At 63.4% G+C, this 25,741-nt stretch carries 21 protein-coding genes; 18 read left to right on the forward strand and 3 right to left on the reverse strand.

The annotated features are described in order from the left end of the window. Positions 1 to 205 precede the first annotated feature (205 nt). From HOY34_RS16210 to HOY34_RS16235, 6 genes are all read left to right on the forward strand, one after another. On the forward strand, positions 206 to 1,327 hold the full coding sequence (locus HOY34_RS16210; RefSeq protein ID WP_172364706.1) for a baeRF11 domain-containing protein: 1,122 nt from the start codon (positions 206 to 208) through the stop codon (positions 1,325 to 1,327). 75 nt (positions 1,328 to 1,402) lie between these two features. After that, on the forward strand, positions 1,403 to 2,608 hold the full coding sequence (locus tag HOY34_RS16215) for an agmatinase family protein (RefSeq protein ID WP_172364708.1): 1,206 nt from the start codon (positions 1,403 to 1,405) through the stop codon (positions 2,606 to 2,608). Positions 2,609 to 2,718: 110 nt separating this feature from the next. After that, a complete protein-coding gene (locus HOY34_RS16220) occupies positions 2,719 to 3,138 on the forward strand; it encodes a hypothetical protein (protein WP_216654801.1) in 420 nt (139 codons plus the stop codon). Between the two features lie 4 nt (positions 3,139 to 3,142). Next, a complete protein-coding gene (locus HOY34_RS16225) occupies positions 3,143 to 3,709 on the forward strand; it encodes a HupE/UreJ family protein (RefSeq protein ID WP_172364712.1) in 567 nt (188 codons plus the stop codon). 124 nt (positions 3,710 to 3,833) lie between these two features. Further along, the gene (locus tag HOY34_RS16230) at positions 3,834 to 4,904 is read left to right on the forward strand and encodes a calcium:cation antiporter (RefSeq protein ID WP_172364714.1); all 1,071 of its coding nucleotides are present in this window, start codon (positions 3,834 to 3,836) and stop codon (positions 4,902 to 4,904) included. Positions 4,905 to 4,999: 95 nt separating this feature from the next. Further along, positions 5,000 to 6,295, forward strand: a complete 1,296-nt coding sequence (locus HOY34_RS16235; RefSeq protein WP_172364716.1) for a DUF2254 domain-containing protein — start codon at positions 5,000 to 5,002, stop codon at positions 6,293 to 6,295. A 249-nt stretch (positions 6,296 to 6,544) separates the two neighbouring features. On the opposite strand, the gene HOY34_RS16240 is transcribed toward HOY34_RS16235, so the two are convergent. Next, positions 6,545 to 7,762 (reverse strand): hypothetical protein, encoded by a 1,218-nt coding sequence (locus HOY34_RS16240; protein WP_172364718.1) that lies wholly within the window; start codon positions 7,760 to 7,762, stop codon positions 6,545 to 6,547. Positions 7,763 to 8,217: 455 nt separating this feature from the next. Between HOY34_RS16240 and HOY34_RS16245 the strand changes: the two genes are divergently transcribed. The 8 genes from HOY34_RS16245 to HOY34_RS16280 all read left to right on the forward strand — a co-directional run bounded on the left by HOY34_RS16245 (position 8,218) and on the right by HOY34_RS16280 (position 20,029). After that, complete coding sequence (locus tag HOY34_RS16245; RefSeq protein WP_172364720.1) at positions 8,218 to 10,854, forward strand: LuxR C-terminal-related transcriptional regulator; 2,637 nt, start codon at positions 8,218 to 8,220, stop codon at positions 10,852 to 10,854. Between the two features lie 149 nt (positions 10,855 to 11,003). Next, positions 11,004 to 12,692: a hydantoinase B/oxoprolinase family protein gene (locus HOY34_RS16250; RefSeq protein WP_216654802.1), complete on the forward strand. Its 1,689-nt coding sequence runs from the start codon at positions 11,004 to 11,006 to the stop codon at positions 12,690 to 12,692. Between the two features lie 2 nt (positions 12,693 to 12,694). Then, positions 12,695 to 14,752, forward strand: coding sequence for a hydantoinase/oxoprolinase family protein (locus HOY34_RS16255; protein ID WP_172364722.1), 2,058 nt, complete (start codon positions 12,695 to 12,697; stop codon positions 14,750 to 14,752). After that, a complete protein-coding gene (locus HOY34_RS16260; protein ID WP_172364724.1) occupies positions 14,752 to 15,831 on the forward strand; it encodes an ABC transporter ATP-binding protein in 1,080 nt (359 codons plus the stop codon). The genes HOY34_RS16255 and HOY34_RS16260 overlap by 1 nt, the downstream gene beginning before the upstream one ends. Positions 15,832 to 15,867: 36 nt before the next feature. Beyond that, positions 15,868 to 17,031, forward strand: a complete 1,164-nt coding sequence (locus tag HOY34_RS16265; protein WP_172364726.1) for an ABC transporter substrate-binding protein — start codon at positions 15,868 to 15,870, stop codon at positions 17,029 to 17,031. 122 nt (positions 17,032 to 17,153) lie between these two features. Further along, complete coding sequence (locus tag HOY34_RS16270) at positions 17,154 to 18,014, forward strand: ABC transporter permease (protein WP_172364728.1); 861 nt, start codon at positions 17,154 to 17,156, stop codon at positions 18,012 to 18,014. Continuing rightward, a complete protein-coding gene (locus HOY34_RS16275; RefSeq protein ID WP_172364730.1) occupies positions 18,011 to 18,808 on the forward strand; it encodes an ABC transporter permease in 798 nt (265 codons plus the stop codon). The genes HOY34_RS16270 and HOY34_RS16275 overlap by 4 nt, the downstream gene beginning before the upstream one ends. Positions 18,809 to 18,850: 42 nt before the next feature. Then, positions 18,851 to 20,029 (forward strand): M20 metallopeptidase family protein, encoded by a 1,179-nt coding sequence (locus HOY34_RS16280; RefSeq protein WP_172364732.1) that lies wholly within the window; start codon positions 18,851 to 18,853, stop codon positions 20,027 to 20,029. Positions 20,030 to 20,151: 122 nt separating this feature from the next. Here HOY34_RS16280 and HOY34_RS16285 read toward each other — a convergent pair whose 3' ends face one another. Both HOY34_RS16285 and hisN read right to left on the reverse strand, forming a co-directional pair. After that, positions 20,152 to 20,928: a DeoR/GlpR family DNA-binding transcription regulator gene (locus HOY34_RS16285; RefSeq protein ID WP_172364734.1), complete on the reverse strand. Its 777-nt coding sequence runs from the start codon at positions 20,926 to 20,928 to the stop codon at positions 20,152 to 20,154. Positions 20,929 to 20,943: 15 nt separating this feature from the next. Next, entirely contained in the window at positions 20,944 to 21,756 is an 813-nt protein-coding gene (hisN, locus tag HOY34_RS16290) for a histidinol-phosphatase (RefSeq protein WP_172364736.1), read from the reverse strand. Between hisN and HOY34_RS16295 the strand changes: the two genes are divergently transcribed. From HOY34_RS16295 to HOY34_RS16310, 4 genes are all read left to right on the forward strand, one after another. After that, positions 21,755 to 21,892 carry a hypothetical protein gene (locus HOY34_RS16295; protein ID WP_172364738.1) on the forward strand — a complete coding sequence of 46 codons (138 nt, stop codon included), beginning with the start codon at positions 21,755 to 21,757 and terminating at the stop codon, positions 21,890 to 21,892. The genes hisN and HOY34_RS16295 overlap by 2 nt on opposite strands. Next, positions 21,889 to 22,917: an ABC transporter substrate-binding protein gene (locus HOY34_RS16300; RefSeq protein ID WP_172364740.1), complete on the forward strand. Its 1,029-nt coding sequence runs from the start codon at positions 21,889 to 21,891 to the stop codon at positions 22,915 to 22,917. The genes HOY34_RS16295 and HOY34_RS16300 overlap by 4 nt, the downstream gene beginning before the upstream one ends. Before the next feature lie 83 nt (positions 22,918 to 23,000). Further along, positions 23,001 to 24,011, forward strand: a complete 1,011-nt coding sequence (locus HOY34_RS16305; protein WP_172364742.1) for an ABC transporter ATP-binding protein — start codon at positions 23,001 to 23,003, stop codon at positions 24,009 to 24,011. Next, a complete protein-coding gene (locus HOY34_RS16310) occupies positions 24,008 to 25,687 on the forward strand; it encodes an ABC transporter permease subunit (protein WP_172364744.1) in 1,680 nt (559 codons plus the stop codon). Before HOY34_RS16305 ends, HOY34_RS16310 begins: the two co-directional genes overlap by 4 nt. The last annotated feature ends 54 nt before the right edge of the window (positions 25,688 to 25,741 follow it).

Consider the following 25,741-nt stretch of genomic DNA (forward strand, 5'->3'; position numbering starts at 1 on the left):
TTTATTGCTTCCTATGCGCTTATCAGCAGTATGGAGACATGCCCGGCCCCGACAGGTTGCTTCGCCTGTGTGGCCGTCTTTTTTAGCCATATCGATGAGGGCAAAGGCAGTTATCGATTGGGGTGAGCCAGATCGCATCAACCGCTCAGGTTGGTGCAAGCCCTCTGATCTGGCGGGTTCCGGTAATGAGTAAGAGGAGCATTCAGTGCTTTATGTCGACATTCCTACCCGAGACGAGATTACCAGGCTGACAGAAATCCGGGCCGAAGGCTGTGCCTCGATCTATCTGCCGACAACACCCGTCACGCAAGAGATCGAAACCGCGCGCATCGAGCTGGGGAATTTCGCCCGCGACGCGCTGGAACAGCTGCAGAAACGGGGCCTTCACAAGCGCGACCTGGATGCCATTTCCGAAGCGCTGGATGATCTGGCCGATGATGACGGGTTCTGGGCGCATCAGGCCCATAGCCTTGCCATCTTCGTGACCCCGGACCGGATCCTGACCTATCGCCTGCCCAACCGGCTTGCGCCGCTGGTGATGGTTTCAGACCGGCTGCATCTGAAGCCGCTGTTCCGCACGATCACTTTCCCGCATTCGGCCTTCGTGCTGGCCCTGGCTGAAAACTCGGTCCGTCTGGTCGAAATCGACGCCGATCTGCCCCCGCGGGAGATCAAAGTCGGGGATATGCCAAAGGATGTGGCCTCGGCGGCGGGGCTGGCCTCTATCAAAGGGCGCGGCCATTATCGCCGCATGGGCGGCACCGAGGGGCAAAATGTCCGGCTGGAGCAATATGCCCGCAAGATCGACACCGCTTTGCGCACGGTTCTGACCGGGCGCGAGACGCCGCTGATCCTGGCTGCAACGGGGCGGCTGGCCTCGGTCTTTCGCCGGCTGAACACCTATCCGCATCTGCTGGAAGGCGGGATTTCCGACAATCCCGAACAGATGTCAGAGGCGCAGCTGGCTGCGGCTTCACGTCCCGTGCTTGACGCCTCTTATGAGGCGGAACTGGCCGACCTGCGTGATCTGTATGAGCGCCGCAGCAGCGAGCAGCGCACCACCACCGATATCTCTGATGCAGCCCGCGCCGCCACTTTCGGTGCGATCCAGGTGCTGCTGGTCGATATTGACGCCGTGGTGCCCGGCCAGATCGACGCTGACACCGGGGCGGTCACCTTCTCGGACATCAGTGATGTTACCGCCTATGGCGTGGTCGATGAGATTACCGCCCGGGCGCTTGCCAGCGGTGCGCGCATTCTTGGCGTGCGACGTCAGGATCTGCCAGGCGGCAAAGATCTGGCCGCAATCCTGCGCTACCCACTGTGACCCTGCTTTGGTCGAAAGGGCGGGCGGCACCCCTGCGCCCGCTTCCCGGAAAACAGCACAAAGGCGAGGCCTGTAATGCGCACTTCCAGAGTTCACGGACACCTGCGGGCGGGTCACTTCCCCCAAAGAGAGATGCGGCGTTTTCACCACCCCGATTTCGAAAAGCTGGGCAAACAGGCCTGGCGCGCCATCGGGCTTGAAGAAAAGCTGCCCAATACGGCAGCCCTGCGCGAGCAGGAATGGGCGCTGGAGATGGGCCTGCCTGGCGCCGAAAGCCTGAAGGATCGCACCATCCCCACCTTCTCGCGCGGCGAGAACCCGCATTTCGCCGGGATCAATACCTTCCTGAAGGCGCCCTATGTCGAGAATATCCGCGATGTCGGAAAATATGATGCAGCGATTGTCGGCGTGCCTTTCGATGGCGGCGCGACCTATCGGCCCGGCGCTCGTTTTGGGCCGCAGGGGATCCGGCGGATTTCGGGGCTGTATTCGCCCTATAATTTCGAATCCGGCGTCGATCTGCGCGAGCAGATGACCCTTTGCGATGCCGGTGACATCTTTGCCATCCCCGGCAATATCGAAAAGTGCTTTGACCAGATCTCACGCGGCATCAGCCATGTTTTCTCAGCAGGCGCGATGCCGGTGATCCTGGGGGGCGACCATTCGATCGGTTACCCGACAATCCGCGGCATCGCCGAATGCACCTCGAAGAAGATCGGCATCATCCATTTCGACCGGCATATCGACATGCAGGAATCCGACATGGACGAAAAGATGCACAATACGCCCTATTTCTGGGCGACGAACCTGCCCAATGTCTCGGCGAAGAACCTTGTTCAGCTGGGGATCGGCGGCTGGCAGGTGCCCCGCGTGGCGGTGCAGGAGGTCAGGAAACGCGGCAGCAATATCCTGACGGTCAATGACATTGAAAAGATCGGCCTCGACAAGACCGCCGAAATGGCGCTCGAGCGGGCCTGGGACGGCACCGATGCGGTCTATCTGTCTTTCGATATCGACTGTGTCGATTGCGGTTTCGTGCCCGGAACCGGCTGGCCAGAGCCGGGTGGCTTCCTGCCGCGTGAGGTTCTGAAACTGGTGGGTCTTGTGGCAGCCGAGGGGCTTTGCGGCATGGAGGTGGTCGAGGTTGCGCCCGCATATGACACCTCGGACATCACCTCGCTGCTGGCCACGCGCGTGGTGGTCGAGGCGCTTGGCGCGATGGTCGCAAACGGCAGGATGGGGGCGCATAAGTCCATCATCGACAAGCCCGTAAACTTCTGAGGCCCGCCATGCATGATGGATTTCATCCCCACCCGCATTCACATGGCCACGACCACCATCATCCGCCCCTGCACGGGCACAATCACACCAGGGCACCAGGTCAGTGGCAATTGCCACATCTGCCCGAGGGTGCGGCGCAGCCGCCCCTGCCCGACCGCGAGCGCGATCTTGATCTGGTCGAAGCCAGCTTTGTCCAGGGCTTTCAGGAGGCAAAGGATCCGACCAGCTTCCTGCGGCTGGCCAATATCCCCTTTGTCGGCCTGACCCCCGGGGGCCAGCGCCTGCATCTTTTGCGCGTCGAAACCGCGATCAGTGCCGATGTCGGCGCGGTGACGCCCTCTTTTGGGGGGGGCGCTGTGCTATACGACCCGCTGCCCGCCCGGATGGTGCAGCAGCGCAAGGATCTGGCTTTTGTCTATCATGACGGGCGCACCGCGATGCGCCTGTCCTTCGCCGAGGCACGTGCATTGTCTGACGACAGCGCACCCTCGAAAATAGAATTCACCGCCGATGCGAGCGGGAAAGGGTAATGCCATGAAAAGACTTGCTTTGGCTGCTGCTGCAATGACCCTGCCGGGTGCTGCCTTCGCGCATCCCGGCCATACAGAGACCTCGGGCCTTGCCAGCGGATTTCTGCATCCGGTGACCGGCCCCGACCATCTGCTTGCGATGCTGGCGGTCGGCCTGATCGCGGCGCTTTGCGGTGGGCGGATGCTTTGGGCATTGCCGGTGACTTTTGTCGGCGCGATGCTGGCGGGTGCGGGCCCTGGTCTTGCCGGCCTTGCGCTGCCGGGGGTCGAGATCTGGATCCTTGGGTCGGTCATTGTGCTGGGTCTGCTGGCTGCAATCCCCTCGACGGCTTTGCCGCACAGCCTGTTGCTGGCCGGAACGGCGCTGTTCGGGCTGTTCCATGGCTATGCCCATGGTGCCGAGGCGCCGACCACTGGTTCGCTGACCGGCTATCTGATTGGCTTCACGCTTGCCACCGCCGCCCTGCACGGCATCGGCATCATGCTTGGCCAGCGGGTCTCTGCTAAAATCGCGCGCAGCGCCGGTGCAGCCATCGCCCTGGCCGGTGCGGGCCTTGCACTGATCGGCTGACACCCGATCCCCAATCCCTGGTCCCCGATCTCTGATCTCTGATCGCGGCCGCCGGGACAAAGAGTGAAACACGAGAAACCAACCGCAGACAGCGGGCATAACAGAGCCAAAAGGGAAACCTGTCATGAAATTCAATCCCGCCTGGACCTGGGCTGTGCCTGCTGTCAGCTGGGTGCTTGTGCTTTGCTGGCTGCTGACGCCTGGCTTTGCCCTGTTGCCGATCCTGCTGGCAATCGGGCTTTTGGGCAGCGTGCTGTCGGCGGTTCATCACGCCGAGGTCATTTCACTCAGGGTCGGCGAGCCCTTTGGCACCCTTGTTCTGGCGCTGTCGGTCACGGTGATCGAGGTGGCGCTGATCGTCTCGATGATGCTGAATGGCGGGGCGGGGACAATGGCGCTGCCACGCGACACGCTGTTTGCGGCCATCATGATCATCCTCAATGGGATCATTGGCCTCAGCCTGCTGATGGGCGGGCGCAAGAACTCGGAACAAAGGTTCAATCTTGAGGGCACGACCGACGCTCTTTGCACCATCAGCCTGATCACGGTGCTGACGATGGTGCTGCCCAATTTCACCAGCGGCGAGGCGGGCGTGCTTTCTCCGGTTCAGATGGGCTTTCTGGCGGTCGCGATCCTGCTGGTTTTTATCGGCTTTATCCGGTTTCAGACGGTGCTGCACCGCAATTACTTTCTGGATGTCGGCGATACAGAGGGTGACGCGGGCCATGGGGTGCCTGAAACCCGCGAGGCGCTTTTCAGCCTTGGCCTCCTGATCGTTTCGCTGGTGGCGGTGGTGGCAAGCGCCAAGGGCCTGTCCCCCTCGCTTGAGGCCATTCTGGGCCATATGGGCGCGCCTGCCGCAATGCTGGGTGTGCTGATCGCGGCAATCGTTTTGCTGCCGGAGTTCAGCGCCTCGATACGGGCCGCACGGGCGAACCGGCTGCAGACCAGCCTCAACCTGGCGCTTGGCTCTGCGATTGCCAGCATCGGGCTGACGGTGCCGGTTGTGGTGATACTGGCGCTTTGGATGGGCTGGCCGTTGCAATGGGGGCTTGATGGGACGGCGATGGTCCTGCTGGCGCTGACCCTGTTTCTGGTGGCCCTTTCGCTGCGGACGGGCAATACCACCCGCCAGCCCGGTGTCCTGCATGTGGTGCTTTTTGTGGCCTTCATCTTCTTTACCCTGGTGCCTTAAAATCCCCGGCCCGCCCCCCTGCCCGCCCCCTGCGGGACGGCCGCAGGGGATTGCGGCACGGATGTTTCACGAGCGATGCCCATCGGGAGAGTCAGATGAGCTACTGGCGGATGATCTGGAACGGTATAAGGCGCCAATTGTGGTGGAAAACCGTGACCTATGGGCTGTTGGGGCTGTTCGCCGCCCTGATGGCCATCGGGGCAGAGAGGTTTCTTCCCTTTAACATTCCCTTCGACATCAGCCGGGATGCGGTCTCCAATCTTCTGGGCATCATCTCCTCCAGTATGCTTGCGGTTACCACCTTCTCTATCGGGGCAATGACAACGGCATTCGGTGCCGCCTCATCGGGCGTGACGCCACGCGCCACCATGTTGTTGCAGGAAGACAGTGTCACCCATAATGCCCTGTCCAGCTTCATCGGTGCCTTTGTCTTTTCGGTGATCGGCACCATCGTTCTGACCACCGGCAGCTATGGTGAACGTGGCAGGGTCGTGTTGTTTGCCATCACGATTGTCGTCCTCGGGATGATCGTCGTGCAGTTGCTACGCTGGGTGAACCATCTGATGAACTTTGGCCGCAGCAGCTCGACCATCCAGAGGGTCGAGGCCGCCGCAGCCGCCGAACTGGAAGCGCGTCTCAGCATTCCCTACCTCGGCGCGCATCCCTGGCCCGCGCAGATGCCGCCCCCCGAGGGTGCAAGGCCCGTTCTGGCCGGAAAGATCGGCTATCTGAAATTCATGGATATCGCCGGGCTGTCCACGATCTGCGAAGAGGTGGGGCTGGAGATCTACATGCCCTGCAACACCGGAACGCTGCTTTATGAAGACACGGCCCTTGCATGGTTTACCGGCAATCTGACCAGTGAGCTGAGCGCGCAGATACACGAGAATTTCATCCTCGCGCCCATCCGCAGTTTTGAGCAGGATCCGCGGTTTGGCCTGATTGTGATGGCCGAGATCGGCTCGCGCGCGTTGTCCAGCGCGACCAATGATGCGGGCACAGCCATCGAGATCATCACCCGGCTGACCCGGCTGCTGGCGATCTGGTCAAAAGGCCGCGAGGACGAGCCGGTGACCTATCCGCGCCTGCATCTGCGGCCTTTGTCCGATGCGGATCTTTTTGATGATGCTTTCCTGATCATGGGGCGCGACGGGGCGCATCTGCTTGAGGTCCAGCTCAGACTGCAAAAGTCGCTGGCGGCTCTGGGCCGCATGGGATCGCGGCATTTCCGGCAGGCGGCAGCAGACCATGCGCGCCTGCTGATGATCAGGGCCGAGGCCTCCACAATGCTGCCGGCCGACCTCGCGCTTTTGCGCGGCACAATCGAACAGGTCGATGCCGGCCAGAGGTTTGGCGTGGCCGAAGCCCGCGGGCAGGCCAATCAGGCTTAGCCGCGCGGCGCCCGGTTTCTGCGGCAAAAACCGGCCCCACGGCGCCCGGCCCGTGCCGGTATGCGCCACGCGCAGCCGCCCAGGCAGCCCCCCCAAACCCGGCCCAGGGACAGCTTTTGGCCCCAGGCCCCAGGGGAATGCAGCGATCGGGGACAGCGGTCGGGGCACCGCGATCCGCAACGGCAAGCGGCTGCGCCGCCCCCTGAGAAGGCGGCCCCCTGGCAAGGGGACCGGTTCAGATGAGGCTGCTCAGATGAGGATATCGTCTTCTTCGAATTCCTCGACGCCGCGCAGTTCGGCGGGCAGCAGCGCGGGGGGGGCCATGCCACCGACAGGATCCATGAACAGCCTGTCGATCAGCGCAGCGCGGTCGGCCGTGCTGTCAGAGAGGGTCAGGATTTCGTCGCGATCCTGCGCAAAGCGGTCGTCGCTGATCTCACCCGCATCGCGCAGCCGTTCCAGCTCGGTCAGAACCGAATGGGTGTAATCGCGCAGCTCTGCCGGGTCTGCGGGGCTGTCTGAGATCACGTCGAACCGCGCCATATGCGCAAAGCCGAAAAGCACCACCTGCATCAGCGCATCGCCCGCAGCCGCGCCGCGGCCCATGCGATCAGCCAGCAGCATCTCTCCGGCATGGGTCAGCTCGATGCCCAGGGTCACAAGGAAGTCCCGCACCCCTTCCAGCAAATCAGGATCAAGCGATGCGTGCAGCTGCGCGGGCTGCAGCGCTATCGGCACACCGCCGATGTCATCGGCATAGCCGACAGGCACCGGGCGGGGCCGGGTCGGGACGGCCACAGAAACGGGATCAGGGGCCCTGATGGGCTCTGCCGCCACCGCAGGCGCGGCCATAACAGAGGCCTGGGGCGCGGCCACCGGAGCAGGCACTTCAGGCACAGCCAGCTCAGGTACGGGCACTTCATGCACAGGCAGTTCAGGCACGGGCACCGCTGGTGCCATCTGCGTAAGTTCTGGCTCTGGTTCAGCACTCAGCTCTGGTTCGGGTGCTGAGACGACAGGCGCTGCGACAGACTCTGCGTCAACCTCAGCAACAGTCTCTGCCGCATCCCTGGCTTCTGGCGCCGTTTCCGGCGGTGCCGGCTCAAATTGCCCAACCGGCACTTCGCCGCGCTCTTGCACAGCATTCCCGGCGGCCAGATTTCCGGGTGCCAGATTTCCGGGTGCCAGTTCGGGCTCTGGTGCGACATGTTCCTCTGCGGCCCCCAGCGGGCGCAGCACCATCTGGTTTCGCTTGCCCAAAAGCCAGCCGATCCAGCCCGGCTTTTTCTCATATTCCTCGATCTGGCCTGCGGCTTTCAGCCCGATCAGCAGCCGCGCCACGTCAAGACCACGTCCACGCCCGACAACCGACAGTCGGGTGCGCAGGACAGGGCCGGATTCGGCATACAGCTGCCGGATCAGAGTCAATAATTCCTGCGCGGCGCTATCGCCCGGCTTCTCTTGCATGCGGCCCTCACTGGAGATCGGGGGCTGGAAATCGCAGATTGCTGCAGGCTGGTCAACGGCAAGTCGCCCCCTTGTGCATCATATCTTGCCAGGCGGCCCCTCCGCAAAACAGATGCTGCGGCGCGGCAAGGCCTGCATCCGCCGCACAAAGCCGTTTGGCTGAGGGGAAAAAGGGCGCAGGCGCGGGCTGCGTGAAATACCGCCCCGGCCCGCGCCAGAAAGGCGAGCGTCGTGTTTCCGGGTGCGACGCGGTTTGCAAAGCGATCAAAAAACGGGCGAAACCGGCCTCATTTCCGCCTGGCCGCTGATATTTTCGAAAGATACGCCCAGGGCGTGCGGCGCATGGGATTGTCATCCCGGCCACCGCAGGCATAGCCTGATGCGCCAGCTGCCAGGTTCTTCATGGACCAGGTTTTCCGTGGAAGCGTGCAATGCATCAGATCCTCAGAAGCGCCATGCTCGATCTCTTCCTGGCACGCGATCCCGCGCGGCTTGTGACGATCGAAAGCCCCTCCGGCAGCGGCAAATCCACCCTTCTGCGTCAGCTGCAGGCAGAGCTTTTTTCGCGCAAACGTGCGGCCGTGCTGCTGCAGCCGAATGCGGATACCGACGCGCTCGCGCTTGCCGCGCAGATGCTGGACAATCTGGGGCTGGCCGCACTTCCGCCGGATACGCCCACCCCGGGCGAGCCGCTTGAAGAGATGATGAACCGGCTGACCCAGGCCCTGCGCGCAAGGACCACGCCGGTCACAATCCTGATTGATGATTTCCAGCGGGTGAAATCGCCGCAAACCATCCGGCTTTTGTCGCGTCTGGTTTACCACACCCCTGTTCTGCCGCTAAGGCTGATCATCGCCTCGCGGGTGCCGACCGACATTCCGGTGGCCACCCTGCGCCTGACAGAGGATCTGGTCGAGCTGGGCCTTGATTCCCTGCGTTTTTCCGGGACCGAGGCCGAGGCGCTTCGCGCCCTCGAGGCCCAGGATCTGGATCCGGCGATCTGGCAGGCCTTCAATACAAAGGTGAATGGCTGGGCGGTGGCGCTGCGGCTGGCGCTGGTGCTTTTGCGCGATCAGCGGCTGGATATGGCGGGGCTGATGGCCTTCTCAGGGCATCAGCGCGATATGGCGGCCTATCTGTCGCAGCTGATCATCGAAGGCGCAGACGATGCGGATCGCCCGCTTTTGCTGGCGGCCGCCGCCTTTGAGACACTTCGGCCCGATATGCTGGCCGCTGTCCTTGGGCCCGGGCAGGCGCAGCGCCTGCAGGCGCTGATCACCACGCTGGCGCTGCCGCTTGAGGGAACCCGGGGCAATGAGGGCGGGCGGCGGCTTCACAGCGTGGTCGCGGATTATCTGGTGTCGCAGGCCGCAAACAGCGGTGTTGATCTGGCAGAGCTGCGCCGTCAGGCCGCGCTTTATTACCAGGGCCGCAAACAATGGCGCCGGGCCATCCGCTATGCCCTGAAATCCGGCGATCTCTGTTTCACCGCCGGCGTGGTCGAGGCGGGTGGCGGCTGGCGGCTGATCTACCGGGGCGAGGATGGCACCGCGCGTCAGTTTGCCGCCCTGATGCAGCTGTCGCCACAGCATTACCGCGCTTACCCGCGCACGGTGCTTGGGCTGGCGGTTTCGGCGGCAAAACGCGGCGAGATTGATCTGGCGCTGCATCTTCTGGCACAGACCGCCCCCGTGATCGCCGAAGGAGATCCGGCGCTGCAAGCCGAGTGCCGCCTCGTGGCGGCGCTGATGGATCTTTACAGCGATCACCGCATCCCGGCCACGGTCATCGCCCGGCTGGAAGACGATATCGCCGATATTGCCCAGGTCGATCCGGTGCGCCTGGCGCTGACGCAAAACATCCTTTGTTTCAGCGCCCTGCAGGATGCCCGTTTCGACAGCGCGATCCGCTTCGGGCGGCTTTCCATCACCAGCTTTCGCACCGCGATGTCTGACTTCGGGGCCGCCCACCTGCCGCTGCATATCGGCCAGGCCGAGTTTCTGTCGGGGCGCTCTGACAATGCCCGCCAGACCCTATCCGCCCATCTTGACGAATGCCGCCGCGATCTGGGGGCCCGCTCGGATCTGACGCTGATGGCCTGGGCGCTGCTGGCCGAGGTTGATCTGGAGCGGGGCGAAAACACCTCTGACGGCGAGCAGCTGGCAGCGGTGTTTGAGCAGCTGGGCCGGCGCGACAGCTGGTTTGATCCGCTGGCCTCGCTGGTGATTTCCCGCATGCGTGTGGCCCTGCCTGACGGGGCCGCCGCAGAAGCCGTTCTCAGCGCCGCCGAGACCGTTGCCAGCCGCCGCAGCTATCATCGTCTTGCGCGGCTGACGGGCCATCTGCGCATCGGGATGCTCTTGCGCCTCGGGCAGAACCACGAGGCCGGGCGACTGCTGGACATCCTGCGCAGCACCCCCTGGAGCAGCGCCGAGCCGGATCCGACCAATCTGCGCGGCGCCCCGCTGCAGGCCCTGGAGGCGCGGCTTCTTCTGAACCGGGGCAATCCCGAGGGGGCGCTGACCAGGCTGTCAGATCTGCTGCAAAACCCTGACATAACCTGCAACAGCCCAAGGATGATCCGGCTGTCCCTGTTGCGGATCCGGGCTCTGCTGGCGGCAGGCAAAGACCCAGAGGCCCGCAATGCGCTTGAACGCCTGGCTTTGGGCCAGCATCTTGACCGCTACTGCCTGGCCCTGGCCGAAGAGGGGCCGGCGCTTGTCGATCTTCTGACCCGGATCACCGCCGAGCGTGATCAGAACTCGATCATTGCGCAGCGGCTTGCGCCTGGAATGGCCCTGATCACCAACAGCCCGCACTCGGCGCTCGGGGGCACTCAGCCTCTGCCCGCGGTGGTCGCGCGGCTGACGCCCAGCGAGATCGAAACCCTGATCCGGCTGGAACAGGGCCTGACGAATAAAGAAATCGCAAGGGCGCTGCAGGTCACTGATAATACAGTAAAATACCACCTGGCGAATATCTTCCGCAAACTGGGGGTGACCACCAGAACCGCCGCGATCACCCGTGCCAGAACCTCGGGCCTGCTGGCCACCTGCGAGACTATCAGCCGAAAGCGCGATCTGACCGTCTGATCTGCGCCACAGCAAGGCCCCCCTGCCCCACCCACAAATCGCGCCGCCCCACCCGTCAGGGTAGGAGCCAGGGCGGATTTTCACCTCCAGGATGCGGGCAGTAAGAGGATGCGGCCCGCAAGACCGCATCAGCCCATGGAGGATTCCCGGTGGCGGCTGAAACAAAAGACAGGATCGATCCGGTCACCCTGGAGATCGTTCACGGCAAGCTTTTGTCCGTGGTCGACGAGATGGGTATTGTCATGCAGCGCACCAGCATGAGCCCGGTCATCTATGAGGTTCTTGATTTCGCCTGCGGCATCTGCACCGCCGATGCCGGGCTGGTGGCGCAGACGAATGGCATTACACTTTTCACCGGCACCTTTGGCACCCAGCTGCAATCGGTGATCGATGTCTACGCGGGCGATATTCAGCCCGGCGATATCTTCGTCACCAATGACCCCTATCACGGCGGCACCCATGCCTGCGATTTCGCGATCATCCGTCCGGTTTTCTGGCAGGGTGATCTGGTGGCCTGGGCGCTGAATGTTGCGCATTGGGTTGACGTTGGCGGCGCGGTGCCCGGCAGCCTGCCCCCCGATGCCACCTCAAGCTTTCAGGAGGGGCTGCGGCTGTCGCGCATCAGGCTGGCGCGGGGCGATGTGCTGAATGAAGAGATCGTGCGCATCATCCGCGAAAACACCCGGCTGCCAGAGATTGCGATGGGCGATCTGAATGCGCAGATCGCCACGGTCCGCATCGCCGAAAAGCGCCTGCATGAGGTGCTCTCCCGCTATGGTGCCCCGCTTTTGCGCCGCTGTTTCGCGGCAATCATCGACAGCGCGGCGCTTCGCGCCCGGGCGATCATCGGCCAGCTGCCCGACGGCGTCTATGAGGCAAAGGATGTGATCGACGGTGACGGGGTCAGCGATGATCCGATCGCGGTTCAGGTGAAAATCACCATCGCCGGCGAAAGCGTCGAGGTCGATTTCACCGGCTGCCCGCCTGCCGCAAGGGGGCCAATCAACTGCGGCCCCGGTGCGCTGCAATCGGCGGTAAAATCGGTGTTCAAGGCGCTGGTTGCCCCGCAAGAACCCTCAAACGAGGGCTGGTTCCGGCCGCTGACCATCCATGCCGCGCCCGGCACAGTATTCACGGCGCAGAAACCCTCGCCGACGGGCTGGTATTATGAGGGCTCGGTCCAGGCCTCCGAGCTGGTCTGGAAGGCGCTGGCGCGTTTCATGCCCGAACGCTTTTCCGCCGGATCCTATTCCTCGCTTTGCGTGATCTATCTCTCGGGTCATGGCCCGGATGGCGAGGAATTCATCCATATCGAACCGACCCATGGCGGCTGGGGGGCCTGCGCCGATCAGGACGGGGCGAATGCGGTGATCTCGCTGACCGATGGTGACACCTATAACTACTCGGTCGAGCTGCTGGAGGCGAAATTCCCGCTGCGGGTCCGCCGTTATGATTTCAACACCGAGGGCGGCGCGGGCGGCGGCAAATATCGCGGCGGCTTTGGCGTCGTGCGCGAATATGAGGTGCTCTCGGACGGGACGGTGCTGACCGGCAGCTTCGGGCGCAATGCAACCGCCCCCTGGGGGGCCGAGGGCGGCCTTGATGGTTCGGTCAACCGCTTTGAGGTGGTCGAGGCAGGCAGCGGCCAGGTCACCTCTTACGGTCGCCTCAGCGCGCGCAGGCTGAACAGGGGCGATCTGGTGCGCGTCATCACCGGCGGCGGCGGCGGCTGGGGTCTGCCCGCGGAACGCGACCCGGCGGCGATCAAAGCCGATCTGCGGGCCGGGCTGATCACCAGCGCAGAGGCCCGCCGCATCTATGGATATGAGGAGGCCTGAACATGATCCGTCTGGCAAGTGATGTGGGCGGCACCTTCACCGACCTGCTTGGCTATGACGAGGCCAATGGCCAAGTCTATACCGCCAAAAGCCTGACCACCACCGATGACCAGTCGCGCGGGGTGATGGATACCATTCGCCTCGCGGCGCAAAAGGATGGACTTGATCCCGACCGGGTCAGCTTTTTCGTCCATGGCGGCACCACGGTGATCAATGCGATCACCGAACGCAAAGGCGTGAAAACTGCGCTGGTGACCACGCGCGGCTTTCGGGATGTGCTGGAAATCGGGCGCGGCAACCGGCCCGATCTTTACAACCTGCGTTTCCACAGCCCCGAACCCTATGTCGGGCGCGTGCTGCGCTTTGAGGTCACCGAGCGGATGGACCCCGACGGCACGGTGCATCAGCCGCTTGAGCGCGCCGATGTGCTGCAGGTCGCCGAACAAATCCGCGCCGAGGGGGCCGAGGCGGTCGCCATCCTCTTCCTAAATTCCTACGCCAACCCCGCACATGAGGCGGAATGCGCCCGGCTGCTGGCCCAGGAACTGCCCGGCCTGACGATCTGCAGCAGCCATGAGATCTCCGGCCTCTGGCGCGAGTTCGAGCGCTGCAATACCGTCGTTCTGAACGCCTATGTAAAGCCGATCATCGCGCGCTATTTCCAGCGGCTGGAAAAAGAGCTGATCGAGGGCAGCATTTGCTGCGCCCATTATGCGATGCTGTCGAATGGCGGGGTCTCTTCCTTCCGCCAGGCCTCAGACTCGCCGCTGAACCTGGTGGAATCCGGCCCCTCGGGCGGCATTGCCGGGGCCGTGCGCATCGGCGAGATGCTGGACGAGCCAAATATCCTGGCCTTTGACGTGGGCGGCACCACCGCGAAATGCTCGGTCATCACCGATGGCAAGGCGCGGGTGTTCTCGGATTACAAAATGGAATGGAGCCGCACCTCGCCGGGCTATCCGGTGCAGGTTCCGGTGGTCGATATCGTCGAGATCGGGGCCGGGGGCGGCTCAATCGCGCGGGTGGATGAGTTTGGCGGCCTGCGTGTCGGGCCGGAAAGCGCGGGCTCAAAACCCGGCCCGGTCTGTTATGGCCTTGGCGGGCAGGAACCGACCGTCACCGATGCACGGCTTTTGACCGGGGTGATTGATCCTGCAGGTTTTGCCGGGGGCAAGATCGCGCTGGATGTTGAGGCCGCGCGCCGGGCCATGGCCGCGCTTGGCGCAAAGCTGGGGCTTGGGGTCGAGGAAACCGCCCAGGCGATCATCGATGTGGCCGAGGCCAATATGATCAACGCGCTGAAGCTGGTCACCATCCAGCGCGGCTATGACCCGCGCGATTTCACCCTGGTGGTGACCGGGGGCATGGGTCCGCTTTTCGCGGCCAGCCTGGGGCGAGAGCTGAATGCAAAACGCGTGGTGATCCCGCCCCATGCCGGGATCTTTTCCGCCTGGGGGATGCTGGCGGCCCGGCCCCGCGCCGATCTGCGCAAGACCTGGTTCCGCGAGCTTTCCCCCGCCGCCATCCAGGAGCTGGAGTCTGAGCTTGCCGCCATGCGGTTGGCGGCGGTTGATTACTTTGGCAAAGAGCGGCCCGAAAACCTCAGCTACAGTCTTGCGCTGCAGCTGCGCTATCGCGGCCAGGAACATTCGGTCTCGACCACCATCGCGCTGCCGCTGGAGGCCGCAAAGATCGCCCATGCCTTCCATGCCGCGCATAAGCTGGCCTATTCCTTCGACCTGCCCGGTACCGCGGTTGAGATCACCGGCATCCATATGGTGGCCGAGATGGAAAGCGCGGTCATCTCTGCCGCGAAAGTCGATCCGACGGGCCTTAGCCGCGCGGATGCGCTGCGCGGCAATCGCCAGGTCTTTCACGCCTCGGGCGAGGGCTGGGCGGATTGCGAGGTCTTTGACCGCGACCTGCTGCCGCCCGATCTGGCGATCAACGGCCCGGCGCTGATCGAGGAACCCACCACCACCACATTGATCCTGCAGGGGCAAACCGCCATCCGCAATGAACGTGGATTGCTGGTCATCAGACAGAAGGACGCAAACTGATGGCGATATCGATCGGCCTGCGCGGCCTTTGTCGCCGGTTTGGGGATCAGACCGCGCTGGCCCCGCTGGATCTGGACATCCGGGCGGGCGAGTTCTTCACGCTGCTTGGATCATCAGGCTCTGGCAAAAGCACGCTGCTCAAGCTGATCGGCGGCTTTGACCAGCCGAGCGCCGGCACCGTCAGCTTTGACGGCACCGATGTAACGCGGCTGCCGGCGAACCGGCGGCAATGCAATACGGTCTTTCAGGATCTGGCGCTGTTCCCGCATATGTCGGTCGAACAGAATGTGGCCTATGGGCTGCGGGTGCGCCGTGAAAGCCGGGCGGATTGCGCGCAGAAGGTGGCTGAAGCGCTGAAGCTGGTGGCGCTTGAGGGCTATCAGCGCCGCGCCATCACCGCACTTTCCGGCGGGCAACGGCAAAGGGTTGCGCTGGCCCGTTCGCTGGTAATGGAGCCGGGGATCCTCTTGCTGGATGAGCCGCTGACCGGCCTTGATGAACGTCTGCGCCAGCAGATGCGCGATGAATTCGGGCGTCTGCACCGCAAGACCGGGGCAACCTTTGTGCTGGTGACCCATAACCAGGATGAGGCGATGAGCCTTTCCGACCGCATGGGCATCATGCACCACGGCCGCCTTGAACAGGTCGGCACGCCCTTTGAGATCCTGCACCGCCCCGCCAATGAATTCGTGGCGCGGTTTGTCGGCCTGGAATCGATCCTGACACCCGAGCGCGTCATGCGCGACGGCGAGCGCCTGGCGGTGATGATCGCCGGACAGCGCTTTGATCTGGCCGATTACCGCGAGGCAGCGCTTCCGGGCAAAATCGCCCTGCGGTCAGACCGGATCCGGATTGTCGCAGACCCGGGGGGCGGCGGCCTTTCGGGCCTGGTCACCGCCCTGCAGTTCCGCGGCCTGCATTACGAATGCAGTCTCGATCTGCGCGGCGCGGGGCATGTGACGGCGATCATCCCCTCGGTCGAGATGCCAAGGACGATCAGCCCCGGGTCCGAGGTGGGCGTCATACTCGCCGATGGCGCTCTGGTTCCGGTTATGGAACAGGCGAAAGAAACAGCCTGACAACAAGAAAAGCTGCACCCAGCAAGGAGAAAACGGATGAAAAGATCAGGACGGCTTACCCCCCCCGGCGCTTTTAGCCGCAGGCAGTTCTCGGCGATGTCGCTGGGCGGGCTTGCGGCTTTTGCAGCCTCGCCACTGATGATGCGCGCCGCCCATGCCGCCGGGACCGAGATCGCCTTCTGGGGCACCGGCACGCTTGATATCGGCGACGCCTGGGCACAGACGCAAAGCGACATCGGGCTAAGCGTCAATTTCACCGACAATGGCAATGACCCCGGCCCCATCGTCGCCCGCCTTGTCGCGGGCAATGCGAATGCGGTCTATGACCTCAGCGGGTTGCAGGGGGGCGCCGAAAAAGAACTGGCGAAACAAGGCGCTATTGTGCCGTGGGACACCAGCAAGATCGCCAATTGGGACAAGGTCTGGCAATGGGCGAAAGACATCCCCTATCTGACCGACAACGGCCAGCAAATCGGCATCCCCTGCGTGGTCAATGCCGATTCCATCATCTACCGCAAGGACAAGCTGGGCCTTGTCGACAGCTATGGCGTGATCTTTGACCCCAAACTGAAGGGCCGGGTCGCGATGGAGGACGCCTGGATCAATTCCGCGATCTTCGCCGCCATCTACCTTAAAGGCGCGGAAAATGCGCCGATCAATGATCCGGGCAACCTGACCGAGGACGAGCTGGGCCTCGTGATGGAGTTCCTGATCAAACACAAGCGCGACGGCCAGTTCCGCACCTTCTGGAACGGCTGGGAACAGGGCGTGCAGCTGGTCGCAGATGAAGAGGTCGACGCCATGACCGGCTGGGAGCCGATCGTCCTGGAAGGGCAGCGGCGCGGCCTTGATGTGGCCTATGCCGAACCGGTCGAGGGCTATGAGGGCTGGGGCAACAACCTGCTGCTGCACAAGGGCGCGGTTGATCGTGGCCTGGGTGATGCGGCCCATCAGCTGGCAAACTGGATCTATGACGGCTTTTATGGCGCGCAACTGGCGCTGTCGCGCGGCTATGTGGTGCCCAGCGACAAAAACACCGAATGGGCGGCGGGCAATCTTGAAACCGCCGGGGCCGATCAGGTGAAATCGGTCGTCGATCACGTTGCGAAGAAATTCTCGGGCAAGGTCTATTGGCAAAACACCCGCCCCGACAATTTCCAGCTTTACGAAGAGTGGTGGCAAAAACTGCGCAACAGCTGATCCACCCGCTCCCTGCGCGGCTGTCTGGGGCGGTCGCGCAGGTCTGGCCTTTCCTCAGCTCTGGCCCTTCCGCAGCTCTGGCTTTTCCTCAGCTTTGGCCCATCCTTCAGTGAGGCACCTCTATGTTCCTGATCAGACGTGGACTGGCCCTGGCAAGCCCTGGCTTTCTGCTGGTGCTGACCCTTGGCTTTCTGCCGCTGGCCATCATCCTTGTCTGGAGCTTCTGGACATGGGATCCGGCAACCTACTGGATTCGGCCGGATTTCTCATTTGATGCCTATGCGCAGATCGGCGAGGCCGGGCGCTGGCATGTGATCCTGTCCAGCCTGGGCAAAGCGGCGCTGGCGGGGGTTTTGTGCCTGCTGGTGGGCTATCCGGCGGCGCTTGCGATCCATTTCGTGGCCTCGCGCCCGCTGGCTTTCGTGCTGATGGGGGCCTTTACGGTGCCTTTCTTCACCTCTTATCTGATCCGGGCGTTTTCCTGGCGGCTGGTGCTGGGGCGCAACGGGCTGATCAACTCCTGGCTGCTGGATCTTGGCCTGATCTCTGAACCGCTCGACTGGCTTTTGTTCAGCAATTTCGCGGTCATGGTCGGGCTGGTGGCCTCGTACCTGCCATTCGTGATCTTTCCGCTCCTGTTGTCGATGCGCCGGGTCGAGCCGAATTTCATCGCCGCCAGCCAGGACCTTGGCGCGGGCTTTCTGCGCACACTGTTCACCGTGATCATTCCGCTGACCAAACCGGGGATCTTTGCCGGCTTTCTCTTTGTCTTCGTGATGGCGGCGGGATCCTCGACCGAGGTGCAGATGCTTGGCGGGGCCGGAGCCTCGATGATCTCCATCATCATCAATGACGTGATGCGGGTGGTGAATTTCCCGCTGGCCTTTGCGATCTCGGCGGTGGTGCTGGTTTTGCTGTTTGCGGCGGTGCTGATCGGCAACCGCATCTTTGGCCTGACAAAGCTCTTCGAGGATTTCAAATGAGTGTCGGCTTTGAAAAACGCAGCATCCGGCTGGTGATCTGGGCGCTGACGGCGATTGCGCTGATCGTGGTCTATCTGCCGCCGATCTATCTGGTCGGGGTCTCGTTCAATCCCGCGCTGCAGCCTGCCCTGCCCGCGCCCGGCGAGATCAGCCTGAAATGGTATGGCGCCCTTCTGGGCGAGGGGCGCCTGTTCGCGGCCCTGCGCGAAAGCCTGCTGATCGCCAGCGTTGTCACCCTGGTCTCAACCGTGACCGCGCTGATCGCGGCGCTGGCCTATCTGGAACTGGGCAAGCTGCGCAACAGCTGGTTTTTGCTGATGATCCTGCCGATGTTCGTGCCGGGCATCATCCAGGGCCTTGCGCTTTCGGTGCTGCTGAACCGCTGGGAGGTGGTGCCCTTCTGGGGCACGGTTGCGCTTGGCCATGTGCTTTGGGCGATGCCGTTTTCCTTTACCGTCATCCTGACCTCTATGGTTTCGGTCCGGCGCAGCTATCTGCTGGCGGCCGCCGATCTGGGGGCCGGATGGGGACAGAGAACGCGCCAGATCGTGCTGCCGCTGATCCTGCCGGGGCTGGTGGGCAGCGTGGTGTTCTCTTTCCTGCTGTCTTTCAACGAGTTTTCCCGCTCGTCCTATCTGGTCGGGCGTCAGAACACGCTGCCGCTTGAGATGTTTGGCAAGATGAACTCGGGCGCGACACCGACAATCTATGCGCTTTCGGGTCTGACACTGATCGTCTCGATCCTGCTGGTGGGGATCGTAATGCTGATCAGCGCCAGGCGCAGCCGCAGCTGAGGCGCGCGCCGCGCGCTCAGCCCAATCCCCATCGGAGCCCCCATGACCAACGACCGGATTTCACAAATCGCACAGACTGCTGTGGGCTGGCGTCACCACCTGCACCGCTGCCCCGAGCCGGGCTATGCCGAGCATGAGACCGCAGATTTCATCGCGCAGACCCTGATCTCTTTTGGGCTGACCCCCAGCCGGGGGCTGGCGGGCACCGGGGTCGTGGCCGAGATTTCCGGAAGCCACGCAGGCCCGGTGACGGCCCTGCGCTGCGAAATGGATGCGCTGCCGATCCAGGAGGTGGCCGATCTGCCCCATGCCTCTCGCAACGGGGGTTTCATGCATGCCTGCGGCCATGACGGGCATATGGCAATGTTGCTGGGCCTGGCGCAAAGCCTGGCTGAGGACCGGACCTTCCCCGGCAAGGTGGTGCTGATCTTCCAGCCCGCCGAAGAAACCGGCGGCGGTGCCCTGCGGATGATAGATGAGGGGCTTTTGCAGGCCCATCCCTTTGACCGTGTCTTCTCGATCCACAACCTGCCGGGCGAGCCCGCAGGCGCGATCCTGACCCGCAGCGGACCGATCATGGCGGCGGCAACGGTCTGGGATCTGACGATCCGGGGCAAGGGCAGCCATGCGGGATGGCCGCATCTGGGGATTGACGCGATCAGTATTGCGGCGGATTTCGTGCAGGGCTGTCAGGCGATAGTGGCCCGCAGGACCGACCCGGTCGCGGGCGCGACGCTCTCTCCTACAAGGATCAGCGGCGGCAATACCTATAACACCCTGCCCGAAGAGGTGCATATCGGCGGCACGCTGCGCGCGCTGGATGACGGGGTCAGCGATGCGATCATCGCCCGGATGCGGGCGCTCGCAGCGGGGCTGGCGCTCTCGGCTGATTGCCGCCTGGATTTCCGCGTCACGCCCGGCTATCCGGTCACCGTCAACCACCCGTCGGTTCTGGCGGATGTGATGCGGGCGGCGCGGGCTGTGGCGGGTGACAACGTCAGTGACAGTGTCAGCCCGAAAATGGGCACCGAGGATTTCGCCTATATGCTGCGCGAGAAACCGGGGGCCTATATCTTCCTTGGCGCCGGGGACATTCCCGCGCTGCATGCCAATCTCTACGATTTCAACGATGCGATCCTGGAGCCTGGCATCAGACTGATGGCGGCGCTGATCCGCACTGCCAGCATGCAGGACACTGACAGCCTGCACCCGGCCGCTTAAGGCTGGGCCTGCAATCCGGCCAGCCATCCCAGGAAGAACGGATCTCTGTGTCAGGCTGGCTTGTGTCAGGCTGGCCAGTGTCGGGCTGGCTTGTGTCGGGTTTGCGCCTGCCAGGCCAGGGGTCAGGCAAAGCAGATCCGCTCGCCGCTGACGGTGCGAAGGGCGTTGAAATGCGCGCTGTCGGCAGCGGCGACGTCCATCACGATGTGATCGGGCTCATCGGCGCCCGCATAAGAGACGCGCCCGACCCGCCCCAGTTTTGAGCCATCCGCCAGCAGGATCCGCCGTTTCGCGCGGCCAAAAATCGCGCGGGCAATCCCGGCCTCTTCGGGCACGAAGCTGGTGGCCCCCTCTGCCGCGCTCAGCCCAAAGGGCGAGGACAGCGCCAGATCGGCGCTGATTTCGGCAATCGCGGCCAGGGTCACCATGCCATGGGTCGAGGCAGGTTCGGCGATAAAATCACCGCCAAGCAGGATCGCCCGGTTCTGCCGCGCCCGCGATGAAGCGGTGCTCAGATGTGTTGCCACCTCGACCGAGTTGGTGAAAACCAGCAGCCCACTCAGCCCGGCCAGCTGCTCTGCAAGACAGGCGGTGGTGCTGCCCGCGTCGATCAAAAGCGTCTGGCCCGGGCTGACAAAACGCAAAGTCGCCTCGGCAATGGCGCGTTTTTCGCGCAGATTGGTCAGGCTGCGCTCGGGGTAAGGGGCTTCGCCCTCGCCCGGGACCGGAACGATACCGCCATGGATACGGCGCAGCAGCCCGGCCTCTTCCAGCTCTTTCAGATCGCGGCGCACCGTCTCACGCGAGACGCCCAGCTCGGTTACGATACGCTCGATTCCGACCTGGCCGAAGGTGCCCAGAAGGGCACGGATCCGCTGATGACGCTCTGCCTGCCACATCGCCCGGCCTCCTGGTCAGCCCTGCAGCAAGGCCAGCGCCTCGCGGTGCAGCTCGTGGGTGGCAGCTGCGATGACCTGCTCGCCCGAGGCAAGGGTCAGCGGGCGGCCCTGCCAGTCGGTGATCACGCCGCCTGCCTCTTCGATGATCGGCGCAAGTGTCATGAAATCATAGGGTTGCAAACGGCTTTCGACCACCAGATCGATATGGCCCGAAGCCAGCAGCCCGTAAGAATAGCAATCACCGCCAAAGCGCTGCACAAGGCTTGCATCGCGGATCGCCTGATAGGCTACCTGCTCTGCGGCGTCGAAATAATCGGGCGAGGTGGTGTAGAAACGCGCCTCTGACAGCCGCTGACAGCCGCTGGTCTGCGCCTTTGTCACCCCCCCTGTGGCGCTGAAAAAGCGACATCCGCCCCCATGGCTGGCCACCCAGCTTTCGCCAAGCGCCGGCATATGCAAAACGCCCAGTTGCGCCTGCCCGCCGCTGGTCAGGGCCAGCAGCGTGCCCCAGATCGGCCAGCCGGTAATAAAGCTGCGGGTGCCGTCAATTGGATCGACCACCCAGGTCGGCGCATCTGCCCCCCCTTCGCGGCCAAATTCCTCGCCCAGAATCGCATGATCGGGGAAGGCCGCGCCAAGCCGCTTGCGCAGCAATGCCTCGACGGCGCGATCGGCCTCGGTCACCGGGCTTTGATCCTCTTTCAGATCAATGGCGACCGGCTTGCGGAACCATTCAAGGCCTTTCTCTCCGGCCTCTTGGGCGATGCCCCGGGCAAATTCTGCCATTTCAGCAAGCGATTGGCCGATTTTTGCATCGGATATAGGCATGTTCAGGGCAACTCCTGCTGCGAAAGGCGGCTTTGGTGAAAAACCTCAATACAACACAAATCCACAGATTGCCACATCGTCAAGCCTGCGCTACCGTTTCCCAAAAAGAAAACAACCAACAGGAGATGTGAAATGAGGAATACGCTTTCCCGCGTGGCCTGGCTGGCGCTTGGCATGGCCTGCCTTCCCGCTCTTTCCCCCGCTTTTGCCCCAGCTTTTGCTGGCGAAATCACGGTCTATTCCGCCCTGGAAGAGGATGAGATCGCCGCCTATCTGGAACGCGCCGCCGCCGATATGCCCGATGTCACCGTCAATCTCTTGCGCCTGTCGACCGGGGATCTGGGGGCGCGTATCATCGCCGAGGCGGGCAATCCGCAGGCCGATGTGATCTGGGGCTTTGCCGTTACCAATATGCTGAACCCGGCGATCTATGATCAGCTGGCCGCCTATAAGGCCGCGGGCGAGGATGCGCTTGGAGAGCAGTTTCGTGACAAAGAGGGCCGCTGGTTCGCGCCAACCGGCTATGTCGGCGCGTTTTGCGTCAATACAGAGCGGCTTGCGCAAATTGGCGCCCCGGTGCCGACCTCCTGGGCGGATCTGAAAAACCCCGCCTATAAGGGCGAGGTGGTAATGCCTGATCCGGGCTCTTCGGGCACCGGCTATCTGCAGATCGCCGCGATCCTGCAAGGCGCGGGCGAAGAGGCGGGCTGGCAGCTGATCAAAGACATCGACCCGAATATGGCGCAATATACCACCTCTGGCTCGCGGCCCTGCCGTATGGCGCAGGCGGGCGAATTTGCTATCGGGGCCTCACTTTCCTATGTGGCGATGCAGGGCATCGAAGAGGGGTATCCGATCCAAATGGTGATCCCCGCCGATTATGCCGGGTTCGAGCTGGAGGCCAATGGCCTGATGGCTGCGGCGAAAAATCCCGATGATGCGAAACGCTTCCTTGACTGGACGCTGGGTGCAGGCGCGGCCGAGGCCTATGCCGCCCGCAAGGATCTGGTCACGATTCCCGGCGTGCCGCGCTCGCCTCAGGCAGAGAAGGCCGGGCTGCCCGAGGATCTGACGGCGGTGCTGTTCCCGATGAATTTCGCAGCCTCGGGCGAGACCCGCGATGCAATCATCACCAAATGGCGCGAGGCGGTCGGGCGCTGATCTGAAAATGGAATGCGGGGGCATGGCCCCCCGTATCCCGGTCTGCCATCCCGCCCCTGTCCCCCCGATCAAAGCGAGGCAAAATGACCCTGGACATCCGCGGTCTTTCCAAATTCTACGGCACCTATCAGGCGCTGAAGGACATTGATCTCTCCGTTGGCGAAAATGAGTTTGTCTGCCTGCTGGGCCCCTCGGGCTGTGGCAAGACCACGCTTTTGCGGGCGATTGCCGGACTTGAAAGCTTCGAGGGCGGCCAGATGATGCTGGGCGGGCGCGACCTGGCCACGATCGGGGCCAGGGATCGCGGCTTTGGCATCGTGTTCCAGTCCTACTCGCTTTTCCCGCATATGACGGTGGCGCAGAATATCGGTTATGGGCTGAAGCTGCGCCGGAAATCCCCGACCCAGATCTCGGCGCGCGTGGCGGAAATGCTGGCCCTGGTCAGGCTGGAGGATTTCGCCGACCGCCTGCCCTGGCAGCTTTCGGGCGGTCAGCAGCAGCGGGTGGCGATTGCCCGCGCCCTTGCCGCAGAGCCCGCGCTTTTGCTGCTTGACGAGCCGCTTTCGGCGCTGGACGCGCGGGTGCGGGCGGGCCTGCGCAGCGAGATCCGCCAGATGCAAAAACGTCTGGGCATTCCGACGATCATGGTCACCCATGACCAGGAAGAGGCGCTGACCATGGCCGATAAAGTCGTCTGCATGAGCGCCGGGCGGATCGAGCAGATCGGCTCTCCGTCTGAGATATATACCAGGCCCGCGACCCGTTTCGTGGCCGATTTCGTCGGCAGCTCAACCCTGCTCAGCCCCGCCCGCGCCAGGGCTTTCGGGGCTGCACCCCCGGCCGATGCCCCCGCAGGCAGCCAGGGCGACGACAGGCTGTTTGCCCTGCGCCCCGAGGATGTGCTGATCCGCCCGGATGCCAGCGCCCCGGGCCTTGTGCGCTCGATCACCTTTCTCGGCAATGTCAGCCGGATCGAGGTCGACTGGCAGGGCGAGATCATCCTTGCCGAGACCCACCGCCTGCCCGAATTTGCCGAAGGTGCAACGGTGTCCCTGTCGTTGCAGCCGGGTGCCGGCGCCTGGGTCCGCGCATGAGCGCGGGCGAAAAGCGCGTCTCGCGCGGGCTGGATACCCCTTTCGAAGAACGTCTGTTTCAGCGCGTGCTTTTGCTGGTGCCGCTGGCGGGGCTGGCGCTGTTTTTCCTCTACCCGCTTTCCATCGTGGTCTGGCGCAGCTTTCAGCAAGGTGACGGCACAACCGGGCTGGGGAATTACCGCGAGATCCTGGGTCTTGACCATCTCTGGCGGGTGGTCAGCAACTCGCTGGTGATGAGCGGACTGACGGCGGTGATCTGCGTCGGGCTGGGCCTTGTGATCGCCTATGCCCTCAGCCGCACGCGGATACCCCTGCGCTGGCTGGTCACGCTGGCGCTGATCCTGCCTTTGCTGGCCCCCTCGCTTGTGCAGGCGCTTGGACTGATTTTCATGTTTGGCCGCAATGGCTTGCTGACTTCTTTGCTGGGGGTGCAGGTGCAGATCTACGGGCTACCGGGCCTGGTGATCGCCAATTCGCTCTATGCCCTGCCCCAGGCGGTGATGATCCTGGCGGTGGCCTTGCGCCATGCCGACCGGCGGCAATATGATGCGGCGCTGGTGCTGGGGGCCTCACCCTGGCGGCGCTTTGTTGACATCACGCTGCCGGGCCTGCGCTTTGGCCTTTTAAGCGCGGGCTTTGTCTGCTTCACGGTGACGATCACCGATTTCGGCAATGCGGCGGTGATTGGCGGCAATTATCGGGTGCTGGCCTCAGAGATCTATGCCCAGGTGGTGGGCCAGATGAATTTCAACATGGGTGCCGTGGTGGGGATCCTGCTTTTGATCCCAACGCTGCTGGCCTTCTATCTGGAAAAAGTGGCGGGCCTGCGCGGCGGCAGTTCTGAAGGCGCGATCCCGGTCGAGCCTGACCGCTGGGCCCCGCGCGATATTCCGCTGTGGATCCTGACCCATCTGACGGCGCTTTTCGTGATTGCAATTGTGGCGGTGGTGATCTTTGCAAGCTTCGTGCAGCTCTGGCCCTATCGGATGAGCCTGACGCTGAAAAACTACAATATCACCACCCAGGGCGGCTATGATCCGCTTTGGACCTCGCTTTATGCCTCGCTGATCACGGCGGTGTTCGGAACGGCGATGCTGTTTGCCCTGGTTCTGGCGCAGCGGAAAATGCCAGGGTGGTCGGCGCGGCTGGTCTATCTGCTGGCGATTGTGCCCGTGGGCGTGCCGGGGCTGGTGCTGGGCCTGTCTTATGTGCTTTCGTTCAATGTGCGGCCGGTCTTTCCGGGCATCCTTTACGGCTCGGCGCTGCTGATCGCGTTTTGCAATTTTTACCACTATCACTCGCAGGGGTTCCTGACGATGGTGACGGGCATCCGCAATGTGCCCCAGCCGCTGGAAGAGACCGTCACCACCATTGGCGGCGGCCTGTGGGCCAATCTGCGCGATGCGGTGATCCCGATCATGGTGCCGACGCTGATCTCGGTGTTCTTCTTCCTGTTCATGCGCGGGATGGTCACGCTGTCGGCGGTGATCTTCCTGATCACCCCAAAGCTGAGCGTGGGCGCGGTTTCCGTCATGCGGCTGGATCAGGCCGGATCCTCGACCCAGGCGGCAGCGTTTGCGGTGCTGATCATGATCACGGTGCTGGCGGCGATGGGGCTGATGCGCCTGTTGCTGATCTGGCAATCGCGCCGGTCACGGGCGCGCGCGGCGGGTTAGGCGGGTTGGGCCCGCCCCCCCTGCTCAGCCGCCCCCGCCCGGCCCACCCCCAGC

The sequence above is a fragment of the Pseudogemmobacter hezensis genome (assembly GCF_013155295.1).
In the GTDB taxonomy this organism is placed as follows: domain Bacteria; phylum Pseudomonadota; class Alphaproteobacteria; order Rhodobacterales; family Rhodobacteraceae; genus Pseudogemmobacter; species Pseudogemmobacter hezensis.